The following is a 22,842-nucleotide window of genomic DNA, read 5'->3' as shown; positions in this document are numbered from 1 at the left end:
ACAGACCGGGTCGGGGTGCACTTTGCGATCTTCGGCTGTCGCTGGAGACGGCCGCCACTCTCGGGGAGGGGCTGGTCCACGCCGCCCATGGGCCTTGGCGCGTGGCTGACACCCCCCGGATTGCTGTCGCCAACCAGATGTCGAGTTGCTTCGAACGCGCAGGTCCCCGTCGTCGCCACCTCGCGTCGAGCCAACCGGGTGTGGGCCAACCGGAGGCGACGGATTCCGGGGAGACAGCCGCGCTGCTCACGCCTCGCGACGTGAAGCATGATGCAGCGATGTATGGCTGACAAGCACGCACCCACCAAGGGGGCATCTGGTGCGGCTATCAGCCTAACATCACCAGCGCACACGGCTATTCCCTGAAGGTCTAAAGAGGCATCAGCGTGTCTCGGGGAACTGAACGTTCGCACCAACCGGGTCGACGTCCATTTGCTGGATGTGCCAGTCATTACCCACTTCTGGCGCGATCAAATCCTGCGAATCCGATGTCGAAAACGCAAGCACCGTGGGACCCGCTCCCGAAACCACGGCGGGCACGCCCACCGCACGGAGACGTTCTACCAGATCCGCGCTCTCCCGCATGGCAGGCGCGCGGTAATGCTGATGGAGCCGATCTTCAGTGCCGGCGAGCAGAAGCCCTGGTTCCGGCCGCTGGGTCAGCGCGGCGATCAGCAACGCGGCCCGGCCGGCGTTGAAGGAGGCGTCCTTGTGGGGCACATCCTTCGGCAGTAGTCCCCGCGCGGTCTCCGTGGCCAGCCGAGTCGTGGGAACGAGGACGACCGGGCGGACGCGCGCGTCGGGTACTAGTTTCACCATATGCGGCGCTCCGGCGTGGTCGACCCACGCCACGGTCAGACCGCCGGCCAGGCACGGGGCCACGTTGTCCGGATGGCCCTCCAGCTCGGTGGCCAGCTCGAACACCGCATCGTCGGAGAAGTCGCCGCCGGCCAGGGCCCGGGCGGCCAGGATCCCCGCGCAGACCGCCGCCGAGGACGATCCCAGCCCGCGGGCGTGCGGGATCCGGTTGCGGCAGTGCAGGCGGATCCCCTCCGGCTGAGGGACTCCCATCCTGCCGAACGTCCGCCGCATGGCCCTGACGACGAGGTGGCCCTCACCGAGGTCGACCTCTCCCGCGCCCTCGCCCTCCACGGTGACGTGCACACCCCGGTCACCGGTGAGCGCGACCTCGACCTCGTCGTGCAGACCCAGCGCCAGCCCCAGCGCGTCGAACCCCGGCCCGAGGTTCGCCGACGTGGCCGGCACGCGAATCTCAACGGTCCTCATTCACTCACGTGTCCTCCCGTTGCTCGCCGTCATGCGAGATTGAGCGCCGCCGCGGCGGCGTGGACGTCAATGGGTACGACGACCGGCGCCGGAGCCCCCGAGATGGCCCAGTCGGGGTCCTTCAGCCCGTTGCCCGTGACCGTGCAGACGATACGCTGCCCCGCCTCCACCATGCCCTGCGCGTGGGCCTGCAGGAGCCCGGCCACGCTGGCCGCCGAAGCGAGCTCCACGAACACGCCCTCTTCCTGCGCCAGCAGCTTGTAAGCCGCCGCGATCTGCCGGTCGGTCACCGACTGGATGGCCCCGCCCGACTCGTCGCGGGCCGCGGTGGCCAGCGACCAGGAGGCCGGGTTTCCGATGCGGATCGCGGTGGCGATCGTGTGCGGATGGGCCACGGGCGCCCCCGTCACGATCGGCGCCGCGCCGCTGGCCTGGAAGCCGAACATCCGCGGCCGCTTCGACGACACGCCGTCGCCCGCGTATTCGCTGTAGCCCATCCAGTAGGCCGCGATGTTGCCCGCGTTGCCGACCGGGATGCAGTGGATGTCCGGCGCGTCGCCGAGCGTGTCGACGATCTCGAAGGCCGCCGTCTTCTGCCCCTGCAACCGGTAGGGGTTGACCGAGTTGACCAGCGCGATGGGATAGCTGGAGGACAACTTCCTGGTCATCTCCAGGCAGTCGTCGAACGACCCCTCGACCTGCAGCAGCGTGGCCCCGTGAACGAGCGCCTGGGCCAGCTTGCCCATGGCGATCTTCCCCTTCGGCACCAGCACGGCACAGGTGAGCCCCGCGCGAACGGCGTAGGCCGCCGCGGAGGCCGAGGTGTTGCCGGTCGAGGCGCAGATGACCGCCTTGGCCCCCTCCTCGACCGCCTTGCTGATGGCCATCGTCATCCCGCGGTCCTTGAAGCTGCCCGTCGGGTTGGCCCCCTCGACCTTCAGGTAGACGTCGCACCCCGTGAGGGCGGACACGCGGTGCGCGGGCACCAGCGGCGTGCCGCCTTCGAGCAGCGTGATGACGGGCGTCCTCGGCGTGACAGGAAGACGCTCGCGATATTCCTCTATGAGGCCACGCCATGACCTGCTCATGATGACTCCCTACCTGCGGTGTTGGGCACCGAGTTTACGGGGTGGGGCGGCCCGTCGCAGAGCCGTGTCCACAGGTCGGACGGGCCGCGTAAAACCCTTGTTGGACAGGGGCACTATTCAGGAAATTCTCAGCATCTCCCGATAAGGTCTCGGCCAGGGGGTCACCACCATGGACGCGCGTCCTGCTTTGAGGCAGAACGACTATTCACCTGTAGCGGCACCGCCGCTCGGCACCTGGACACCCGCCCTCTCCGTGAGCGTGGTGATACCCGCTCACGGCGGGCAGGAACGGCTGGATCTGACGCTGGCCGCGCTGGCGGCGCAGACGTATCCGGCCCATCTCATGGAGGTTCTGGTCGTCGACGACGGCAGCGAGCCGCCGATCCGGCTGCCCGAGCTGAAGCCGGCCGGCACCCGGGTCGTACGGGTACGCGACGGCTGGGGCATCTCCAACGCGGTCAACACCGGCGCCAAGGCCGCCGACGGCGAGATCATCCAGCGACTGGACGCCGACATGGTGGCCTGCCGCGAGCACATCGAGGCCCTGGCCCGCTGGCACCACGTGACGGACTACCTGGTGACGATCGGGATGAAAAAGTTCGTCGAGGCGCCGCCCGTCACCCCACGGCAGGTGTTCCGCGCCGAGCGGCTGGGAGAGGTGTTCGACCTGGCCGGGGCCGTGGCGAGCTCCACCGAGGCGACGATCGCCAAGACCGACGGGCTGCGCAAGAGCCGCAATCCGTACCACGTGTGCACCGGGCCGACGTTCGCCCTGCGCAGGGAGGTGTTCCACGCCGTGGGCGGGCTGGACCCGAACGTGGTGCGGGGTGAGGACACCGAGTTCTCCTACCGGCTGGCGATGCACGGCGTGGTGTTCGTGCCCGACCTGGACGCCCAGGCCGTGCACCTCGGGCTGCCGGCGCAGCGCCGCGACAAGGAGCGGGCCGTGCGGGCGGTCGAGCCGTACCTGGCGCATCGGATCCCGCTGCGCAGGGACCTGCGCAAGGAGCGGGGGCGGCGGTGGCTGGTGCCGTACGTGGAGATCGTGTTCGACGTGCGGGACACCTCGATGTCCGTGGTGCGGGAGGCGGTGTCGGCGGCGCTGGACGGCAAGCTGCAGGACGTCGTGGTGACGCTGGTCGGGCCGTGGTCGCTGCTGGACTCCTCGCGCCGCTTCGCGCTCTCGGACGCGTGTTTCGAGCTGCGGCTGATGCGTGACCTGTTCGCGCACGACGAACGTGTCCGTCTGATCGACGAGGCCGCCCCGACCCCCGCGCCGACCCCGTTCCGCTACCGCGGCCCGGTGGACGTGGCGCTGCACCGGGTGACGCTGGAGCGGATGGTCGAGTCGGTGCAGCAGGATCTCGTTGGCGTGCTGGTCGTGGACCTCCCCGACGGGCGCACGGCCCGGCTGGAGCGCACCTCGGCGCTCGGGCGCGCCGCCCTGCTCGCCGGCCCGGACGCGGACCCGGACGCCGTCATCGCCACCACCCACGGGATACGCCACGAGCCGCCGGACCGCTTCTGGCCCGCGCCCGCGAAACCCGAGCCGGTCACCATCCCGGCCCCGGCCCAGCAGCCGGCCGCCGAGTCCCCGGAGAAGACCCTCCTGAGGCGCCTGAAGTCGGCCCTGCGTCCGAACTGACGCGGGGCAAGCCCTACGCCGCCTCCATCAGCAGGCTGGGGCGGAAGCCGCGCCACTGGTTGGCGGCCACCTTGAGGAAGTGGGCCAGCGGCAGCTGCCAGGTGTGCTCGTCGCTGAGGCCCCTGCGCAGGACGTAGCCCAGGCCGTGGGTGCGGTAGATGCGCGCCCCGGCCTGCTGCGCGGCCTTCAGGAATTCGAGGTCGACGGCCCGCGGCAAACCAGGAAATCCCCCGATTTCTTGAAATTTCGGCAAAGGAAGCATGATCGTGCCGCCAGCGATGTGATCGGCCCAGACCTCGCTCGGGTAGCTCGCCCCGCTCGCGAACGTCGTCCGCCTGATCGTCGCCCGCAGCGGCTCCAGATAGAAGAACTCGGCCGTCGTGCCCACCACGTCCGCCCCCGCGTATGACAGCGCCATGAACAGGTCGGCCAGGTGGCGGGGACCATACCAGTCGTCGTCGTCCCACTTCGCCAGGTAGTCGCCGCTCGCCTGGGCCGCCGCCCGGTTGAGCACCTCGCCGAAGGGCACCGACGCCTCCGCCTCGACCCACGCGACCGGCAGCGAGCAGCCCTCGACCGCCGCGCGCACCTGCTCGAACGCCACCCCGTGCAGCCCCAGCAGCACCTCGGCCTCGACGTCCCGCTGCCGCTCCATCCGGGCCAGCGCCGCCCCGACCATGCCCGGCCTCTTGGTCGACATGACGATGCTGATCTTCGGCCGGCCGGTGGGGTGGGCCAGGCGGCGCAGGCGTACGCTGTGCTCCTCGCGCCGCAGGTCGGCGAGGGAGCGCGGGGTGCCGTCGGCGGCGTGGCCGAGCCAGTCGCGGTCGGTGAGCAGCGCGGCGAGCTCGGCGGGCACCCAGGGGGCCGCCGATTCGGCCGTCAGCGGAATCCCGGCCGCCGCCAGCCGCAGCAGGCCCCCCAGCGGCACCTGCTCGGCGGGCCACTCGACCTCCAGGCCACGCAGCGCGTGCAACTCCTGCTCCTCGCGCCCCGGCCCCTCGACCGCCCAGCCGCCGTCCGCCCAGCGCAACCGGGCCAGCCCCTGCTCCGGCGTACGCGTGAAGCCGCAAGGGGTGACGGACATGGGCAAGCTCCTCGGCGACGGGGACTCAGTCGGCGCCTACCCTACGCCCGTTCCACCCACGGGCAGACGCGAGCGCCCACATTCCCGGGCTCACGGTGGGAGCGGGCGCCTCACGCCTTCCGGCGCCGCTAGTCGTCGCCCTCCACCCGCATCACGCTGGCCACCGCGCGCACGATGTCCAGCTCCCGCAGCCCCTCCATGGTCGCCGTCAGGGCGGCGTCCGTGGCGCGGTGGGTGACGATGACGAGCTGGGCGTCGTCCCCGTGGCCCTCCTGGCGCACGGTCTGGATCGACACGTCGTGCTTGGCGAACAGCTCGGCCACCCGGGCCAGCACGCCCGGCTTGTCGGCCACGTCCAGGGCCACGTGGCAGCGGGTGACGGTCTCCCCCATGGGGTGCACCACCCGCTCCGCGTAGGTCGACTCCGCCGGCCCGTGGGTGCCCGCCAGGCGGTTGCGGGCGACGGCCACCAGGTCGCCGAGCACGGCCGAGGCCGTGGGGGCGCCGCCGGCGCCCTTGCCGTAGAACATCAGCTGCCCCGCCGACTCCGCCTCCACGAACACCGCGTTGTACGCCTCCCGCACCCCCGCCAGCGGATGGGAGCGCGGGATCATCGCCGGGTGCACCCGCACCCCGATCGAGCGGCCGTCGTCGGAGCGGGCGCAGATGGCCAGCAGCTTGATGACGTAGCCCATGGCCTTGGCCGAGGCCACGTCGGTGGCGGTGATGTCGGTGATGCCCTCGCGGTGCACCTCGGCGGCCGTGACGCGGCTGTGGAAGGCCAGCCCGGCCAGGATCGCGGCCTTGGCGGCGGCGTCGAAGCCCTCGACGTCGGCGGTCGGGTCGGCCTCGGCGTAGCCCAGGGTCTGGGCCTCCTCCAGGGCGTCGGTGAAGGACGCGCCGGTGGAGTCCATCTTGTCGAGGATGTAGTTGGTGGTGCCGTTGACGATGCCGAGCACCCGTGTGACGTGGTCGCCGGCCAGCGACTCGCGCAACGGGCGCAGCAGCGGGATGGCCCCGGCGACGCTGGCCTCGAAGTAGAGGTCGCCGGCGCCCGCGCGGGCGGCCTCGTGCAGGGTGGCGCCGTCCTCGGCCAGCAGCGCCTTGTTGGCGGTGACCACCGACTTGCCGCTGGACAGGGCCGAGACGATCAGCGAGCGGGCGGGCTCGATGCCGCCGATGACCTCGATCACGATGTCCACGTCGTCGCGGGCGACCAGCGCCTCGGCGTCGGTGGTGAGCAGCGCGGGGTCCACCGTGACGTCGCGCTTGCGGCCCAGCCGCCGCACCGCGACCCCGGCCAGCTCCAGCGGCGCGCCCACCCGGGCGGTCAGGTCGGCGGCCTGCTCGTGCATGAGCCTGATGACCTGCGAGCCGACGACGCCGCAGCCCAGAAGAGCCACTTTCAGCGGTTTCACAGCTGCCCCCTCAACAGGTCGTCCTCGGTCTCGCCCTGCATGATCACGCGGGCGGTGCCGCCGGAGACGGCCACCACGGCGGGCTTGGGCAGGTAGTTGTAGTTGCTGGCCAGCGAGCGGCAGTAGGCGCCGGTCGCGGCCACCGCGATCAGGTCGCCGGGGGCCAGGTCGGCGGGCAGGTGGCAGTCGCGCACGATGATGTCGCCGCTCTCGCAGTGCTTGCCGACCAGGCGGCTGAGCACCGGCTCGGCCTGGCTCTCGCGGCTGGCCAGCACCGCCGTGTAGTCGGCGCCGTAAAGAGCCGTGCGTACGTTGTCGCTCATGCCGCCGTCGACGCTCACGTAGGAGCGCAGCCCTTCGACGTCCTTGACCGTCCCGACCTCGTAGAGCGTGATGCCGCCCGGTCCCACGATGGTGCGCCCCGGCTCCACGGTCAGGCGCGGCACGGACAGCCCCGCGGCCACGCACACCTTGGCGACGATCTCGCGCAGCCCGTCGGCCAGCTCCTTGATGTCGGGCGCCTCGTCCCCCTCGACGTAGGCGATGCCGTAGCCGCCGCCCAGGTCCAGCTCGGGCAGCAAGACGCCGTGCTCCTCCTTGATCTCGACGAGCAGCGAGGCCAGCCGCCGCGCGGCCACCTCGAACCCCGCCGTGTCCACGATCTGGGAGCCGATGTGGGAGTGCAGCCCGGCCAGCTCAAGCTGCGGCAGCGCGAGAATGCGGCGGACGGCCTCGGCGGCGGCCCCGGAGCTCAGCGACAGCCCGAACTTCTGGTCGTCGTGCGCCGTCGCGATGAACTCGTGCGTGTGGGCCTCGACCCCGGTGGTGATCCTGACCATCACCTTGGGCCGCTTGCCGAGCCGCTCGGCGAGGAAGCCCAGGCGGGCGATCTCGTCGAAGGAGTCGACCACGATGTGCCCGACCCCCACCTCCAGCGCCCTGGTCAGCTCGGCGGCGGACTTGTTGTTGCCGTGCATGGTGATGCGCTCGGGCGGGAACCCGACGCTGAGCGCCACCGCCAGCTCGCCGCCGCTGGCCACGTCGAGCCCGAGTCCCTCCTCGCGCAGCCAGCGCACGAGCTCCTTGCACAGGAACGCCTTGCCGGCGTAGTGGACGTCCGAGTCGGAGAAGGCCGTGGCGTAGTCGCGCATGCGGGAGCGTACGTCGTCCTCGTCGAGGACGTAGAGGGGCGTGCCGTGCTCGCGGGCCAGGTCACGCACGTCCACGCCGCCGACAGTGAGCGCGCCGTCGGTCCGGGCCGACGTTCGGGGCCAGATCGCGGGATTGATCCGGTTGAGGTCGGCGGGCGCCTGCGGAGGGCGCTCGTGGGGCAGCATCTCAGCGTGCCGGTCCCCGGCTGGATGGGCGAATCGACTCACCCGATCGAGGCTATCGGACCCGCCGCCCCTTCCAGGACCCCATGACCACGTATCGAGACGCCATCAAGGCTCAGCAGGGATATTTTTACGATTTTTCGCCGTTTTACCGGATATTTTGTGAAACATCACAACCGCTCCGGCCCCACCAGCACCATCCGTACGGCCTGCGCCATCCGCACCCGGGCGGTGTGCACCGGCGCGGGCGCCGCGTCGCCGACGGGCACCGCGGGCGCGCGCTCGTGCGCGTCGTGGTAGGCCAGCGCCAGCCGCACGAGGTACGCCTCCCACCCCGGCTCCCTGCTGACCGCCCGCCCGGGCAGCTCGGCCAGCACCCGCAGCACCTGCCGATCATGGGGACCGTCGAGCTCCTCGGGCCGGAACCCCTCCTCCGGCACCCCCAGCTCACGAGCCCAGCGCCGCACCGCGCAGGCCCGCGCATGCGCGTATCGCACCACGAAGCCGGGGTTGTCCCACGTACGCGGGAAGTCCGGCCAGGCGGGCTCGGGGATCTCGACCGGCCCGACGCACTCCACCACCTCGCCGGGCACGCTCACAACGATCCGCAGGAACCCGTGCTCCCGGACCTCCACCCCGGCGACCCCGGGCACCTCCCGCACCCGCTCCGCCAGCCCTTCGGCCGGGACGTGCCGGCGCGGGGCCGCGGCGGACAGGTAGGCCGCCTCCTCCTCCCACGACCCCATGGGGGCGGGCGGCTCCCCCAGCACCTCGGCCAGCCTGTCGGGCGTCATGGTCCCGACCCTAGACGCCCGGCCGCTAGATGAGCGCGTGCGGCTCCGCCGAACCGTACTCGACCAGGTGGGCGGCGCCCAGCAGCCAGCGGTCCTCGTCGCGGACGCGGACGTAGCCGAACCGGTCCGCCGAGAACACCTTGACGCCGTCGGTGCGGCACTGCCGCATGAGGACCTCGTCCCACCCCTCGGTGAGGTCGGCGAAGCCCAGCTCGCGCAAGGTGTTGCGGCGGGCCAGGAGGGTCGCGCCGGCGATCTCCGGGAGGTAGGCGTACTCGGCGTCCGGCTGCTTGAGCAGCGTGGCCTGGGGCTTGCGGAGGTGGGCGTAGAAGGCGGCCTTGCCGACGATGTCGGCCGTGCTGAACAGGAAGGCGCGCCGCAGGTCGGACAGGTAGTGGGCGCCGTAGACGTCGCGCGGGTCCATGACCGCCACCAGGTCGGCCTCGCACAGGTCGATGCCGGCGGCCAGCATGGCGCCCTCGGTCATCGCCGGGTGCGGGCGGCGGTAGACGATCTCCACGTCCGGCAGCACGTCGCGGGCCCGCAACTCGGTCTCCGGCGGCCCGATGACGATGAGCTGGTCCACGCCCGACTGCCGGGCGACCTGCGCCAGCGCGTGCTCCATCAGGAACGGGTCCATGATCGGCAGCAGCACCGAGGTGTTGAGGGTGGCGCGGGCGCTGGGCAGGCCGATCGCCTCCAGCAGCTCGTCGATGCGCTCGGTCATCGTACCCATCCCGTAGGCCCGGCGCATCGCCACGTGCGCCCGACGGTCGTCCGGTTCGGTGCCGATGGAGGTGCCGCAGGCGGCGAGCTCCGCCAGCCGCCACTGCGGCGTGCCTGGCGGGCAGTCGGCAGCGGCGGGCCAGCGGTAGGAGGTCAGCACGTCGGGGTAGGACAGGTGCTCGGGCAGCAGCTGGTCGAGCGTGAGCACCCGGTCGATGCGCCCGCCCGCCAGCGGCAGCGGGTTGTGCACCCGGGGCTGCACCCCGAACTGCAGCCGCGGCCACGCCACCGACAGATCGGTCGTGAACCGGTGCTCGAACAGCTCGGCCGCCCTGGCGTAGGCGGCCACGTCGCCCTGCGTGTGCCAGAAGACGGTACGGATGCCGCGCTCGCCGCACCAGGCCAGCAGCGCCTTCAGCCCCTCGCCGGGCTCGCCGGTGATCTCCTCGGCCCACGGCCCCTGGGTGACCGACTCGACCACGAGCAGGTGGGGCACCTCAAGCGGGAGCACCCGGGCGAAGTCGCGCGGCGTGAAGCCGGTGGTCTGCCGCCACTCGTAGCGCAGCAGCGCCTCCGCGTGCGGGTCGGCGATCACCGCGGCGGTCAGGTGCGGGCGGGTGTTGGGGCCGGTCGGCACCCGGAACGGCTTGAGCCTGAAGGAGGCGCCCCCGACCGTCCTGGTCGTGCTGGTGGCCTGGAACGCGACACCGGGGCGCTCCTCCTTGGCCTTGGCGGCGCTCACGGGCCTGCGCTTGGGCGCGGTGGGCCGCTTGACCGGCCTGGAGGCGCCCCGCAGGCCCTTGGCCAGCCGGATCGGGTTGCTCTTGCCGCTCTTGATCGCGTCGCCGAGCCGGTTCCAGCGGGCGACCTTGATCGAGGACAGCTTCCAGTTGGCCACCTCGGCCTGGAAGCGCTGCTCGGCCAGCTCCTTGCGCAGCTTGTCGGCCGCGGCCTGCTCGGCCGCCAGCCGATCCTCGGCCTCGGCCAGCTGCTCGCTCAGCGCCCTGGCCTCCTCGACGCTCCGCTCGGCGGTGGCCAGCTTGGCCTGGGCGGCGTCCAGCAGCCTGGCCAGCTCGGCGGCGCGCCCTGCCTGGGCGACGGCTTCCCGCAACGCCCTCCGGGTGCTTTCAAGCTCAGTAGACAAAGGACCTCCGCTCCCTTAGCCCGGCAAAGGATACTCTTTTGCGGGAAGCGGCTCGAAGGGATGAAATCCGGTGCAGTTTAACGTGCGGCCCTACATATGCGGCGCTCTCGGCCGGATCGACACCGCGGTACTGGGCAAGCTGATGGCCGCGGGCCCCCGGGTGCGGCCCGCGCTGCAGTCGGCGCACGCCGCGCTGTTCAGCTCCACGCCGCTGCCGCCCTACCACCGGGCAGAGCACTCGTTCGCGTTCGCCTGGGGGGAACATCGGGCCGCCGCGGCCCCGGACTCCGCCGGCGAGTGGATGGCGGTCGCGGAGACGTACGAGACGCCCGGGCTGATCGGCGACGGCACGCGTGTCACGCTCCACACGGGGGCGCTGGGGCTGGTGGACGTCTACTACGTGCGCCAGGGCGACGCCGTCTACTTCTCGTCCCTGATCCAGCCGCTGCTCAACCTGGTGCCGGTCGAGATCGACTGGTCGGCGTGGGCCTCGATCCTGCAAGTGACCTTCCCGCTGGGCGAGGCGACGCCTTACCTGGAGGTCAAACGGTTGCCGGGGTCGAGCGCGCTGGTGTTCGACCATGGCCCGCACGGATCGGGCGAGGTGGTCGTGGAGCGCCGGCTGCCGCGCTGGCTGCGTTCGGAGCCGTACGAGGCGTGGATCAGTCCAGAGGAGATCGTCGAGCTGCTGCACGTGGTCTACCGGGACTACGAGGGGCGCAAGCTGCTCGTGCCGGTCAGCGGCGGCTACGACTCGCGGCTGCTCGCGAGCGTGGCCAGGGCCAGGGGCGCCGACGTGGAGTCGTGGACGACCAGCCCCGACGACGGCACCGACACCGACATCGCGTTCGCCAGGTCGATCACCAGGGAGCTGGGCATCCCGCACCGGGTGATCCTCCAGGACGCCGCCGACTACCCGGACGACGCGATGGCGGTGGCGCGCCGGCTCGAATACCTCACGCCGCACCACGCCTGGTACGCGCCCTTCGCCAAGGAGGTGCACGGCGCCGGCCGGGTCCTGATCGACGGGCTGGCCGGCGGGCCGCTGCTGAAGAACTTCATGGTCAGCGGGGCCGCCCTGGAGGCCAGGACGCAGGCCGAGCGGTCGGCGGCCGTGCTGAGCTCGCTCTCGCTCGGGGCGCCGTCACAACCGTTCCTGTCCAAGGGCGCCGCGCAGTGGATGGAGGAGACCGTGCGCGAGCAGTTCGCCTCCGCCACCTCCATGCTGCACGGGCACCGGGCCGAGCTGCCGCTGTCGGTGCTGCACACCAGGACGGTACGCGGCATCGCCCGCTCGGCGGTCAACCTGGTGGGGCCGGAGGCGTCGTTCGCCGCGCCGTTCATCCACCCCGACTTCTTCGACGCCGCGCTGTCGGTCGGCGTGGCCCGCAAGGACAAGGGGCGCTTCTACCGCGAGGTGCTGCACGTGGCCAACCCGCGGGTGGCCGCGCTGCCCTCCACCAACGTGGTCAAGCAGCCGCTCCAGCGGATCCCGCTGCGCTCCACGGCCGCCCCGGCCCGGGCCTACTCGCACCGCATGCTGGAGACCGTGGCGAGCCGGGTGCCGACACTGCTCTCGGAGGAGCTGCACGAGGTGGTCGCGGGCGGGCCGGACGCCCTGACCCGGTTCAACGGCTGGAACGACCGCTTCTGGGTGCGCGGGCTGGTGCTGTTCGGGCTGTGGCTGAACGACTTCGAGAACGACCTCAACGATCTCGTTCCGCCTTTTTCGTGAACTCTGGGTAACAGGGCGATTACGTACGGATCTCACGGGTATTAACCGTCGCACAGCAGAAGCGGGTTCCGGAAAGCCACCGGGCTGGTAGTGTTCGGCCCGTAAGCGCCGCACAAACGGGCAACGGATCACAAATCCGGTCTCGTTCGAGGGCATGGGGTTCGCAGGGATGACGACCCCAGGCGGCGCGGTCACCAGATAGAAACGCCGGGGTAACTCCGGTGACTTCGTCCTGCCCACATCTCTTCCTGTGAGCGACATATGATCAACGCATCCCCAACGCCGGAGCCGGTCTCCGAGGCTTTCGTCTCGGAGGATCCAGCTTGGTACAAGCGGGCGGTGTTCTACGAGATCCTCGTCCGGGGGTTCAAGGACTCCAATGGCGACGGCACCGGTGACCTGCGCGGCCTCATCGAGAAGCTGGGCTATCTCGAGTGGCTGGGCGTGGACTGCCTGTGGCTGCTCCCGTTGTACGAGTCCCCGTTGCGCGACGGTGGATACGACATCTCGGATTACATGAAGATCCTTCCGGATTTTGGTGATCTGGGGGATTTTGTACAGCTGATCGAGAAGGCGCACGAGCGCGGCATGCGCATCGTCACCGATCTTGTGATGAACCACACCAGTGACCGGCACCCCTGGTTCCAGGCGTCCCGGCACGACCCGGAGGGCCCGTACGGGGACTTCTACGTGTGGTCCGACAACCCGGGGGCCTTTCCGGACGCGCCGATCATCTTCGTCGGCGCCGAGGAGTCCAACTGGACCTACGACCCGGTGCGCAAGCAGTACTACTGGCACCGCTTCTTCCACCACCAGCCGGACCTGAACTATGACAACCCGGCGGTGCAGGAGGCCATGCTGGAGGTGCTGCGGTTCTGGCTGGACCTGGGCATCGACGGATTCCGGCTGGACGCGGTGCCCTACCTGTTCGAGCGCGAGGGCACCGCGTGCGCGGGGTTGCCGGAGACGCACGCCTACCTGAAGAAGATCCGCGCCGAGGTCGACCGCCTCTTCCCGGACCGGGTGCTGCTGGCCGAGGCCAACGGCTGGCCGGAGGACGTCGTCGAATACTTCGGCGACCCCACCACGGGCGGTGACGAGTGCCACATGGCCTTCCACTTCCCGCTGATGCCGCGCATCTACATGGCGGTCAAGAAGGAGACCCGCGAGCCGATCTCCGAGATCATGTCCCGCACCCCCAAGCTGCCCGAGCACGGGCAGTGGGGCATCTTCCTCCGCAACCACGACGAGCTCACGCTTGAGACGGTGACCGAGGAAGAGCGCGACTACATGCACAAGGAGTACGCCAAGGACCCGCGCATGCGCGCCTACCTGGGCATCCGGCGGCGGCTGGCCCCGCTGCTGGACAACGACAGGGACCGGATCGAGCTCTTCACCGCGCTGCTGCTGAGCCTGCCGGGGTCGCCGATCATGTACTACGGCGACGAGATCGGCATGGGCGACAACATATGGCTGGAGGACCGCGACGCCGTCCGCACGCCCATGCAGTGGAGCCCCGACCGCAACGCCGGGTTCTCCGCGGCCGACCCGGGACGGCTCTACCTGCCCGTGGTGATGGACCCGATCTACGGTTACCAGGCGGTCAACGTCGAGGCCCAGCAGCGGAACGAAGGATCGTTGCTCCACTTCACCCGCCGCATGCTGGAGATCCGGCGCAACCACCCGGTGTTCGGCATCGGCGCGTACACCGAGATGTGGTCGTCCAATCCGTCGGTGCTCACGTTCGTCCGCGAGGACGGCGGCGACGTGGTGCTGTGCGTGAACAACCTGTCGAAGTTCCCGCAGCCGGTGGAGCTGGATCTGCGCAGGTTCGAGGGCATGATCCCGATCGAGGCGCGGGGCGGGGTGGCCTTCCCTGCCATCGGGGAGCTCCCCTACCTGCTCACGCTGCCGGGGCACGGGTTCTACTGGTTCGTGCTGCGGCCGGGAGAGGTCAGCGCGACGTGACCCGCCCGCCACGGCCGTGACATGCGTGCCGCGGCCGGGAGGGATCAGCGGGAGGTGACCGGCACCTGGGCACGGGCCGCGCGGCGGGCGGGGATCAGCGCCACCGCGAGGGCCGTGCCCACGGCCACCACGACGGCGACCGCCAGCGTCAGCGGGGACGGCGCGCGGCCGATGCCCGCGCCCACGCCGCTCGTGTCACCCTGCAGGTCGATGAGTCCCTTGACGACGGAGGCCCCCACCGCGGCGCCCGCGCCGACGCCGAGCACCACCAGCAGTCCCGTGCCGGTCACCAGCGTGGCCATGACCTGGCGCGGCGTCAGCCCCATGGCCTTGAGCACGGCCAGGTCGAACGCGTGGTCACGCAGGCCGAGCGCGCTCGCGGTGAGCAGGTTGGCCAGCCCGATCAGGGCCAGTACGGCGATCAGCGCCACGATCACCACCCGGATGATCGCCAGCCGGTCGGCCGGGTTGACCACGGCCTGCACGTCCAGCCCTTCGGCCGAATCGGCCAGCAGCCTGCCGCGCACCTCCGCCGGGTCCGCCCCCGGCTTCAGCGCGAGCGCGTAGAACTCGGGCGGCACCGAGTCCTTGGCCGCCAGGCTGTCGAGCCCCACCGACAGCACCTCGCCGTCCAGGTCGGGCTCCACGGTCCTGCCGACGATCCGGACGATCAGCGGCGAGCCGCCCACGGTCAGCCGCACCCGGTCGCCGATCCTGAGGCCGAGCAGGTCCAGCAGGCCCTGCCCTGCCACGGCCTCGCCTGGCCTGCCGTACATGCGGCCCTCGACCACGGGGAACGGGTACGGCTTCGTCGAGGCGCCGATGGCCCGCACCCTGACCGAGCGGGCCTCGCCGGGGGCCAGGGCGTTCACGTCGGCGCCCGGGTAGATCTCGGCCACGTCCTTGTCCTGCCCGGCGATGCGCTCGGCGGCGGCCGGCTCCAGCTTGGCCGGCCGGACGTACAGGGAGGCGTGCTGGCCGACCTGCTCGGGATGGCTGAGGAAGTTGTCCAGGGTGGCCCACACGCCGAGCCCGATTGTGATCATCATCATCGGCACCGCCAGCCCGAACGCGGTCAGGAACGCCGGGGTCCGCCTGGTGAAGGCGTCTCTGGTGCCGAGGACCAGTGCGGGCGGGAGGCGTACCAGGAGGGCGAGCCTGGCCAGCCTGGACAGGTGGCCACGCGGCGGCACGGCGGGCGCGGCGGGGATCGGCGGGGTGCGGCTGCCCCGCCAGGCGGGCAGGCCCACGGCGGCCAGCACCACCACGGCCGTGCCGGCGACGATGAGCAGGACCGGAGCCGGGGCCACGGACGTCGCGCCCAGCACCGCCGCCATCACCCCCCAGCCCGCGAGCGCGCCCAGCGCCACGCCGAGCAGGCCCAGCGCGCCGTGCTCGACCAGGAGCAGCAGCGCGACCTGGCCCCGGGTGAAGCCCATCGACTTGAGCGTGGCCAGGTCGCGGAGCTGGCCGAGCACCCGGCCGCCGGCGGCGTTGGCCAGCGCGAGCGCGGCGGCCACCAGCCCGACCACCCCGAACAGCGCCAGCATCGTGCCCAGCAGCCGGTTGTCCAGCTCCATGGCGGCCCTGACCTCACGCCAGGTGTAGACCCGCTGCAGCTCGTCCTCCAGCATGACCACCACCCGCTGGGAGACGACCTGCGAGGCGTCGGGGTCGGCCAGGCGCAGCCCGGTCACCCACTCGCTGCGGCCGGGCTCGATCCGGTCGAGCATCGGCGGCAGCACATAAGCCAGGCCGGGCGTCCACTCCGGGTAGAAGCCCTGGTCGGCCGTGTCGGCGATGCCGCGCACGTAGAGGGTGTGGCGCTCGCCGCTGAGCGCGATGATCGTGAAGGGCGCGCCGACCCTGAGCGCCAGCGCGCTCGCGAACGACCGCTCGACGACCACCCCGTCGGGCTGGGCGGGGTCGAGCCACCTGCCCTCGGCCACCACGGGGTGCGCCACGGCCGGCGGCGTGGCGGGCATCGCGCGCAGCGCCGCCGGCTCCTTCCGCCCGTCCTGCGCCACGGTCACGGGCACCGAACGGTACGGGCCGGCCGTCGCCGTCACGCCGTCGATGGCGCCCAGGGCCGCCTGGGGGCTGCCGTCGGTGTAGAGCCAGACGTGGGCCCCGTCGGTCTCGGCGAACAGGCCGCGCCACGGGTTGGTGCCGTCTTCCAGCAGGGTCGCGGCGGTGATCAGCGCGGCCACGATCCCGGCCACGGCCAGCACCGTCAGCACCGCCTGGCCCTTCCTGGCCCGCAGATCGGCCCGGACCCAGCGGGTCCCGGCCAGGGTGGCGCTCATCGAAGGTCGATCACCTCGCCGACGGTGCCGGTGCGTCTGCGGGCGATGCGGCCGTCGTCGGCGATCTCGCCGTCGAACAGCGACACCACCCGGTCGGCCAGGCTCGCCACCCGGGCGTCGTGGGTGACCATGACGATCGTCTGGCCCTCTTTGTGCACGTCGCCGAGCAGGCGCAGCACGTCGCGGGTGTTGCGGCTGTCGAGGTTGCCGGTGGGCTCGTCGGCCAGCAGCACGCTGGGCTGGTTGGCCAGCGCCCGGGCCAGCGCCACCCGCTGCTGCTCGCCGCCGGAGAGCTGGGCGGGCGCGGCGTCGGCCCGCTCGCCCAGGTTGAGCGCGCCGAGCAGGCTCTCCCGGCGCTCGCGGGCCACCTTGGGCGAGGCCCCGGCCAGCAGCGCGGGCAGCTCGACGTTGTCGCCGACGGTCATGTTGGCGACGAGGTTGAAGAACTGGAAGACGAACCCGATCTTCTTGCGCCGCAGCAGCGCCCAGGCGCTCTCGGAGAGGGTGTCCACCCGATGGTCGTCGAGCCAGATCTCGCCGCTGGTCCTGGTGTCGAGCCCGCCCAGCATGTGCACGAGCGTGGACTTGCCCGATCCCGAGGGCCCCATGATCGCAACGAACTCGCCCGGCTCGACCTGGAGGTCCACTCCCCGGACGGCGGGCACCGGGACTGCCCCGTCCTGGTAGATTTTGACCAATCTGACCGTTTTTAGTACAGGGGTCATGCCAGATCCTCCTGACAGCGCTCCAGCCAGTCAAGATCGGCCTGCAGGTGGAGCATGGCGCCCTCGATGAGCAGCATCGCCACCCGGTCGGTCGGCGGTGTGCGGGACAGAAGGTCGTTGAGGTCCCTCATGAGAGACAGGTAGTGGCGGCGCTGCCGGTTGATCAGCGCCATCCGGTCGGCGATGCCGGTCAGCGGCGCGAGCACGAGCTTCATGAAGAACTCGTCCCGCACCCTGGGACCCTCGGTCGGCTCGTCCACCCAGGTCGTGAGCAGCTCGCGGCCCTTGGCCGTCAGGTAGTAGACCTTCTTGTTGGGCCGGTTGGACTGCTCCACGTCGACCGCCCTGACCAGGCCGTCCTTCTCCAGCCTGCCGAGCGTCACGTATATCTGGCCGATGTTGGGGGAGGGATAGGCACTGCCGAAGGTCTGCTCCAGCGCCTGCTTCAGCTCGTAGCCGTGTGCCGGCTCTTTCGCCAGGAGCGCCAGCAGGTGAAGCCGCACGCCTCACCTCCCACCGTCCGCTGTGTTACGGATGCGTTACGTGGCTATCCGTTGACCTCCAGATTACCTGTGTGCATAACATGAATGCATCTACCTAACACGTATGTAATCACTCGTAAAACGGAGGAAAAAGAGTGCCGCACTCCCTCCCCATCGCCGTGCTGGCCGTGCTCCTGACGGCCTCGTGCGCGGCGGCGGACGGGGAGAGCGACGGCGCCACGGGCACGGGAGGCACCGGGCCCATCACGTTCGCCACCGGCCGCGACACCACGGCGTACCTGCAACCCCTGCTGGACCGCTGGAACCAGGCCCATCCGGCCGAGAAGGTGACGTTGCTGGAGCTGCCCGAGGCCGCCGACGAGCAACGCGCCCAGATGGTGGCCAACCTGCAGGCCCAGAGCAGCCGGTACGACGTGCTCGGACTGGACGTCGTGTGGACCGCCGAATTCGCGGAGAACGGCTGGATCATCCCCCTGGAGCGCGGGTTGTTCCCGCTCGACAGGTTCCTGCCGCCCGTCGTGGAGACGGCCGTCTACAAGGACAAGCTCTGGGCGGTCCCGTACACGAGCAACGCCGGGCTGCTCTACTACCGGAAGGACCTGGTCGGCAAGCCGCCGCGGACCTGGGCGGAGCTTCGCGATCAAGCACGAGAAATCAAGAAAAATCACAACATAGACGGCTATGCCGGGCAGTTCCTTGCCTATGAAGGGCTCACCGTCAACTTCTCCGAGGCCGTGCAGTCGGCCGGCGGGCAGATCCTCAGCGACGACGGCGGCGAGGTGACCCTCGATCCGGCCAAGGGCGCGACCGCGCTCGACTTCCTGCTCCAGGGCCTGCGCGAGCGCTGGATCCCCAAGGAGTCGCTGAGCTACAAGGAGGAGGAGTCGCGCCTGGCCTTCCAGGAGGGGCGGCTGGCCTTCGCCCGCAACTGGCCGCACGCGTACGGCCCCGCCAAGGCCAGGCTCGGCGACAAGCTGGGCGTGACCCGGCTGCCCGGGCTCGACCGGCCGGGTGAGGCCACGCTGGGGGGCGTGAACCTGGCCATCAGCGCCTACTCCGAGCACCAGCACACCGCGCAGGAGTTCATCCGCTACTTCACCAGCCTGGAGAACGAGCGGCGGGTCCTCACCGAGGGCTCGTTCCCGCCCGTGTGGACCGAGCTCTACGACGATCCCGCGCTGATCAGGCGCTTCCCCTACCTGCCGGTGCTCAAGGAGAGCATCCTGGCCGCCAAGGCCCGGCCGGTGAGCGCCAACTACAACCAGCTGAGCCTGGTGATCGCCAGCTCGGTCGCCAAGGCCCTGGCCAATCCCACCACCGAGTCCGCCGACGACGTCGCGGCCTCCATGAAGTCCGAACTCGAAGAGATCATCAGAACCCAGTGAGGCAGTCATGCGAAAAGCCAGAGCAGCAGCGATCCTGGCCGGGCTCGCGATAGCCGCAGCCGCCTGCGGCAACGCACCGACGACGACACAGCCCACCGCTTCGGGGTCGGCACCCGCGAGCGGCGGCGCCAAGCCGCTGGAGGGCGTGAAGATCGAGGTCGCCGCCAAGTGGACCGGCGCCGAGCAGAAGAACTTCGAGGCGGTGCTCAAGGCCTTCACCGACAAGACCGGCGCCCAGGTCACCTACGCCTCGACCGGTGAGGACACCGGCGCCTACCTCGGCCCGCGCATCCAGGGCAAGAACCCGCCGGACGTGGCGATCCTGCCCCAGCCGGGCCTGGTCCAGCAGTACGCCGAGCAGGACGCGCTCATCCCGCTGACCGCCGAGGTCACCAAGGAGATCGACGCCAACTACACCCCGTACTGGAAGGAGCTCGGCTCCGCCGAGGGCCAGGTGTACGGCGTGCTGGTCAAGGCGGCGCACAAGTCGCTGGTCTGGTACCGCTCGCAGCCGTTCGAGGACGCGGGCGTGCAGCCGCCGACGAACTGGGACGAGCTGATCAAGGCCGCGCAGACGATCGCCGACTCCGGCACCCCGCCGTTCTCGTTCTGCGGCGCCTCCGGCTGGACCCTGACCGACCTCTTCGAGAACATCTACCTGTCCACCGCCGGGCCGGAGAACTACGACAAGCTCTCCAAGCACGAGATCCCGTGGACCGACCCCACCGTGGCCACGGCGCTGGAGAAGATCCAGCAGATCGCCGGCAAGCAGGAGTTCCTGGTCGACGGGACCTCCGGGACCATGCAGACCGACTTCCCCACGTGCGTGAGCAAGGTCTACGGCACCGACAAGTCCGCCATGGTCATCGAGGCCGACTTCGTGGCCGTCGAGGCCGACCAGTCGGGCGCCAAGGTCGGCGAGGAGGCGAAGTATTTCCCCTTCCCCAAGGCCGGTGACACCACTCCGGTCGTGCTGGGCGGCGACGTGGCCGTGGCCATGAAGGACTCCCCCGGCGCCATGGCGCTGATCCAGTTCCTGGCCTCCAAGGAGGGCGGCGAGGTCTGGGCCAAGCTCCCCGGCTACCTGTCCCCCAACAAGAACGTCTCCCCCGACAACTACCCGGACGAGCTGACCAAGCAGCTCGGCCAGACCATCATCTCGGCCGGTGACGCCGTCCGCTACGACATGTCCGACCTGGCGCCGAGCGCGTTCGGCGGCACCGACGGCAAGGGCCAGTGGAAGGTGCTCCAGGACTTCATGCGGAACCCGAGCGACGTCAAGGGTGCCCAGGAAGCGCTCGAAGCCGAGGCCAAGAAGGCCTGGAAGTAAAGAGGTAAGGCCGTGACCGAACGGTTGGACGGCCCGCAGGACCCGCCCGCGCAGGTCGCGGGCGGGCCCTCCACCGGACCGGCTGAAACCCCCCGCAAGCAACGTCGCCTAGGCCCCTCGCCGACGGTCGCGATCGTCTTCCTCCTCCCGGCGGCGCTGCTGCTGGGCATCTGGGTGGTCTACCCGATCGTCTACTCCATCTTCCGGAGCCTGTTCGACTCCACCGGCAGCGGATTCGTGGGGCTGGGCAACTACGCCATGATCTTCTCCGATCAGGGCATGCTCACCACCATCCGGAACAACCTCATCTGGGTGGTCGTCGCGCCGATCGTGGTGACCACGATCGGGTTGATCTTCGCCGTGCTCACCGAGCGCATCCGGTGGGCGACGGCGTTCAAGCTGATCGTCTTCATGCCGATGGCCGTCTCCCTGATGGCGGCCGGCGTGGTCTTCCGGCTGGTCTACGAGGAGAATCCCGACAAGGGGCTGGCCAACGCCATCCTGACCACCGTGCACGACACGTTCTCCTCCTCGCAGGGCTATCCGGAGGCGCGCCCGCGCGAGGGCGACCAGTCGCCGGTGGCCCTCCAGGGCGGCGCCGTCGTCACCAAGCAGCCCGCGCAGGTGGGCACGCCGGTGCTGTTCCCGATCGTGGGCGTCAAGCCGGAGGTCATGCCGTCCAACGCGCAGCCCGCCAAGGCCGCCCCGGCGGGCGACGGGCTCTCCGGGACCGTCTGGTTCGACTTCACCCAGGGTGGCGGCGGCACGAACAACGCGGTGGACGCCTCCGAGCGCGGCCTGCCCGGCGTGACCGTCGAGGCGGTGCGGGACGGCCAGGTCGCCGCGACCGCCACGACGGCCGACGACGGCACGTTCCGCTTCGACGGGCTCCCCCAGGGCTCCTACGTCGTACGGCTCCCGCAGTCGAACTTCGAGGCCGCCTACGGCGGGCTGACCTGGCTCGGCCCGGCGCTGATCACGCCGGCGATCATAGGCGCGTTCGTCTGGGTGTGGGCCGGGTTCGCGATGGTGCTGATCGCGGCCGGGCTGGCGGCGATCCCGCGGGACGCGCTGGAGGCGGCCCGCATCGACGGCGCCACGGAGTGGCAGGTGTTCCGCAAGATCACCGTGCCGCTGCTGTCGCCGGTGCTGCTCGTCGTCTTCGTGACGATGATCATCAATACGCTGAAGGTGTTCGACCTGGTCTTCATCATCGCGCCGCCCTCGGTGCAACCCCAGGCGAACGTGATCGCGCTGGAGATGTGGCGCGTGTCGTTCCAGGGCGGGAACAACCAGGGCCTGGGCAGCGCGCTGGCCATCTTCCTGCTGATCCTGGTCCTGCCCTTCATGATCATGAACATTCGCCGGTTCCGGAGGGGGGACTCATGACCACCACCGCGACGGCGGCGGCTCCTTCCAGTGGACTGGAGACCGGGACACCGCGCAGGGGCGTACTGAGCAAGATCGTCGATCGCCTGGGCAGCGGCGTGGTCCAGGTCGTGATGGTGCTGCTGGGGTTGTTCTGGCTGGTGCCGACGCTGGGTCTGCTGGTCGTCTCCATGCGTACGACGGAGGTCAACAACGCCGAGGGCTGGTGGACGATCTTCACCAAGCCGGCCGAGCTGACCCTGCAGAGCTACCAGGGCCTGCTGGCCGGCGGCTTCACCGCCTCCTTCTGGAACACCGTGCTGATCACGGTGCCGACCACGGTCCTGGTGATCGGCATCGCGGCGATGGCGGCGTACGCGTTCGCGTGGATGGACTTCCCCGGCCGGGACGGGGCGTTCCTGGTCGTGGTGGGGCTGCTGATCGTGCCCATCCAGATCGCGCTGATCCCGATCGCCGTCATCTACGGGAACGTGGGGATCTTCGGGTCGATCCTGGGAGTGGTGCTGTTCCACACAGCGTTCGGGCTGCCGTTCGCGATCTTCCTGCTGCGTAACTTCTTCGTCGGCATCCCGGCCTCCCTGCTGGAGGCGGCCCGGATGGACGGGGCGCCGGAGTGGAAGATCTTCGTCTCGGTGGTGTTCCCGCTGGGCAAGCCCGCCATCGCCTCGCTGGGGATCTTCCAGTTCCTGTGGGTGTGGAACGACATGCTCATCGCGCTGGTCTTCGCCGACTCCGGGAACCAGCCGATGACCAAATATCTGCAGTCCCAGATGCGGCAGTTCGGGTCGAACATGGACATTCTCTCGTCCGGCGCGTTCCTGTCGCTGATCATTCCGCTGGTCCTGTTCTTCGCGTTCCAGCGGTACTTCGTCCAGGGCATGATGGCCGGCTCCGTCAAGTGACGTCGCCGGTCGCAGGTGTGCGGGCGCTCCCGTGGCCGTCGATGACGGCCGTGTACGGGGCGCCCGCGCGCTGATC

17 protein-coding genes are annotated in these 22,842 nt (G+C 70.5%); 7 read left to right on the top strand and 10 right to left on the bottom strand.

Annotation, left to right across the window (positions count from 1 at the left end; genetic code table 11):
* Nucleotides 1-381: 381 nt before the first annotated feature.
* Both thrB and thrC read right to left on the bottom strand, forming a co-directional pair.
* Nucleotides 382-1,287 carry a homoserine kinase gene (gene thrB, locus BLS95_RS24530; protein ID WP_090935511.1) on the bottom strand — a complete coding sequence of 302 codons (906 nt, stop codon included), beginning with the start codon at nucleotides 1,285-1,287 and terminating at the stop codon, nucleotides 382-384.
* A 29-nt stretch (nucleotides 1,288-1,316) separates the two neighbouring features.
* The gene (thrC, locus tag BLS95_RS24525) at nucleotides 1,317-2,375 is read right to left on the bottom strand and encodes a threonine synthase (protein ID WP_090935508.1); all 1,059 of its coding nucleotides are present in this window, start codon (nucleotides 2,373-2,375) and stop codon (nucleotides 1,317-1,319) included.
* 253 nt (nucleotides 2,376-2,628) lie between these two features.
* Between thrC and BLS95_RS24520 the strand changes: the two genes are divergently transcribed.
* Complete coding sequence (locus BLS95_RS24520; RefSeq protein WP_245765243.1) at nucleotides 2,629-4,020, top strand: glycosyltransferase family 2 protein; 1,392 nt, start codon at nucleotides 2,629-2,631, stop codon at nucleotides 4,018-4,020.
* 13 nt (nucleotides 4,021-4,033) lie between these two features.
* Here BLS95_RS24520 and BLS95_RS24515 read toward each other — a convergent pair whose 3' ends face one another.
* The 5 genes from BLS95_RS24515 to BLS95_RS24495 form a co-directional block, all read right to left on the bottom strand.
* Entirely contained in the window at nucleotides 4,034-5,107 is a 1,074-nt protein-coding gene (locus tag BLS95_RS24515) for a glycosyltransferase family 2 protein (protein WP_090935502.1), read from the bottom strand.
* A gap of 128 nt (nucleotides 5,108-5,235) precedes the next feature.
* On the bottom strand, nucleotides 5,236-6,525 hold the full coding sequence (locus BLS95_RS24510) for a homoserine dehydrogenase (protein WP_281250033.1): 1,290 nt from the start codon (nucleotides 6,523-6,525) through the stop codon (nucleotides 5,236-5,238).
* Nucleotides 6,522-7,904 (bottom strand): diaminopimelate decarboxylase, encoded by a 1,383-nt coding sequence (gene lysA / locus BLS95_RS24505; protein ID WP_090935499.1) that lies wholly within the window; start codon nucleotides 7,902-7,904, stop codon nucleotides 6,522-6,524. Before lysA ends, BLS95_RS24510 begins: the two co-directional genes overlap by 4 nt.
* Nucleotides 7,905-8,029: 125 nt before the next feature.
* Nucleotides 8,030-8,653 (bottom strand): anticodon-binding protein, encoded by a 624-nt coding sequence (locus tag BLS95_RS24500; protein WP_090935496.1) that lies wholly within the window; start codon nucleotides 8,651-8,653, stop codon nucleotides 8,030-8,032.
* A 25-nt stretch (nucleotides 8,654-8,678) separates the two neighbouring features.
* Nucleotides 8,679-10,523, bottom strand: coding sequence for a hypothetical protein (locus BLS95_RS24495; RefSeq protein WP_176993365.1), 1,845 nt, complete (start codon nucleotides 10,521-10,523; stop codon nucleotides 8,679-8,681).
* A 70-nt stretch (nucleotides 10,524-10,593) separates the two neighbouring features.
* On the opposite strand from BLS95_RS24495, the gene BLS95_RS24490 reads away from it, so the two are divergent.
* Nucleotides 10,594-12,258 carry an asparagine synthetase B family protein gene (locus BLS95_RS24490; RefSeq protein WP_090935490.1) on the top strand — a complete coding sequence of 555 codons (1,665 nt, stop codon included), beginning with the start codon at nucleotides 10,594-10,596 and terminating at the stop codon, nucleotides 12,256-12,258.
* Nucleotides 12,259-12,519: 261 nt separating this feature from the next.
* Complete coding sequence (gene treS, locus BLS95_RS24485) at nucleotides 12,520-14,226, top strand: maltose alpha-D-glucosyltransferase (RefSeq protein WP_090935488.1); 1,707 nt, start codon at nucleotides 12,520-12,522, stop codon at nucleotides 14,224-14,226.
* A 44-nt stretch (nucleotides 14,227-14,270) separates the two neighbouring features.
* Here the strand turns inward: treS and BLS95_RS24480 are convergent, their stop codons facing one another.
* The 3 genes from BLS95_RS24480 to BLS95_RS24470 are packed head-to-tail and all read right to left on the bottom strand — an operon-like array spanning nucleotide 14,271 to nucleotide 17,760.
* Entirely contained in the window at nucleotides 14,271-16,532 is a 2,262-nt protein-coding gene (locus tag BLS95_RS24480) for an ABC transporter permease (RefSeq protein WP_090935485.1), read from the bottom strand.
* Nucleotides 16,529-17,257 carry an ABC transporter ATP-binding protein gene (locus tag BLS95_RS24475; RefSeq protein ID WP_090935482.1) on the bottom strand — a complete coding sequence of 243 codons (729 nt, stop codon included), beginning with the start codon at nucleotides 17,255-17,257 and terminating at the stop codon, nucleotides 16,529-16,531. The genes BLS95_RS24480 and BLS95_RS24475 overlap by 4 nt, the downstream gene beginning before the upstream one ends.
* Nucleotides 17,254-17,760: a PadR family transcriptional regulator gene (locus BLS95_RS24470; protein WP_090935479.1), complete on the bottom strand. Its 507-nt coding sequence runs from the start codon at nucleotides 17,758-17,760 to the stop codon at nucleotides 17,254-17,256. The genes BLS95_RS24475 and BLS95_RS24470 overlap by 4 nt, the downstream gene beginning before the upstream one ends.
* Nucleotides 17,761-17,894: 134 nt before the next feature.
* Here BLS95_RS24470 and BLS95_RS24465 point away from each other — a divergent pair, with 134 nt between their 5' ends.
* Genes BLS95_RS24465 through BLS95_RS24450 form a run of 4 tightly spaced genes read left to right on the top strand, consistent with a single transcriptional unit; the run spans nucleotide 17,895 to nucleotide 22,766 of the window.
* Nucleotides 17,895-19,145: an ABC transporter substrate-binding protein gene (locus BLS95_RS24465; RefSeq protein ID WP_245765242.1), complete on the top strand. Its 1,251-nt coding sequence runs from the start codon at nucleotides 17,895-17,897 to the stop codon at nucleotides 19,143-19,145.
* A gap of 7 nt (nucleotides 19,146-19,152) precedes the next feature.
* Entirely contained in the window at nucleotides 19,153-20,475 is a 1,323-nt protein-coding gene (locus BLS95_RS24460; protein ID WP_090935476.1) for an ABC transporter substrate-binding protein, read from the top strand.
* Nucleotides 20,476-20,487: 12 nt separating this feature from the next.
* Nucleotides 20,488-21,864 (top strand): ABC transporter permease, encoded by a 1,377-nt coding sequence (locus BLS95_RS24455; protein WP_090935473.1) that lies wholly within the window; start codon nucleotides 20,488-20,490, stop codon nucleotides 21,862-21,864.
* Complete coding sequence (locus tag BLS95_RS24450; protein WP_090935470.1) at nucleotides 21,861-22,766, top strand: carbohydrate ABC transporter permease; 906 nt, start codon at nucleotides 21,861-21,863, stop codon at nucleotides 22,764-22,766. Before BLS95_RS24455 ends, BLS95_RS24450 begins: the two co-directional genes overlap by 4 nt.
* Nucleotides 22,767-22,842 lie beyond the last annotated feature (76 nt).

The sequence above is a fragment of the Nonomuraea jiangxiensis genome (genome assembly GCF_900099965.1).
Lineage (GTDB): Bacteria > Actinomycetota > Actinomycetes > Streptosporangiales > Streptosporangiaceae > Nonomuraea > Nonomuraea jiangxiensis.
Note: the sequence above shows the minus strand (reverse complement) of the source record. Positions and strands in the feature narration are given on the sequence as shown.

Coding starts and splice junctions, on each gene's coding strand:
- thrC (WP_090935508.1), bottom strand. CDS start 2,375: ATGAGCAGGTCATGGCGTGGCCTCATAGAGGAATATCGCGAGCGTCTT.
- BLS95_RS24500 (WP_090935496.1), bottom strand. CDS start 8,653: ATGACGCCCGACAGGCTGGCCGAGGTGCTGGGGGAGCCGCCCGCCCCC.
- BLS95_RS24515 (WP_090935502.1), bottom strand. CDS start 5,107: ATGTCCGTCACCCCTTGCGGCTTCACGCGTACGCCGGAGCAGGGGCTG.
- treS (WP_090935488.1), top strand. CDS start 12,520: ATGATCAACGCATCCCCAACGCCGGAGCCGGTCTCCGAGGCTTTCGTC.
- BLS95_RS24475 (WP_090935482.1), bottom strand. CDS start 17,257: ATGACCCCTGTACTAAAAACGGTCAGATTGGTCAAAATCTACCAGGAC.
- BLS95_RS24460 (WP_090935476.1), top strand. CDS start 19,153: ATGCGAAAAGCCAGAGCAGCAGCGATCCTGGCCGGGCTCGCGATAGCC.
- BLS95_RS24450 (WP_090935470.1), top strand. CDS start 21,861: ATGACCACCACCGCGACGGCGGCGGCTCCTTCCAGTGGACTGGAGACC.
- BLS95_RS24480 (WP_090935485.1), bottom strand. CDS start 16,532: ATGAGCGCCACCCTGGCCGGGACCCGCTGGGTCCGGGCCGATCTGCGG.
- thrB (WP_090935511.1), bottom strand. CDS start 1,287: ATGAGGACCGTTGAGATTCGCGTGCCGGCCACGTCGGCGAACCTCGGG.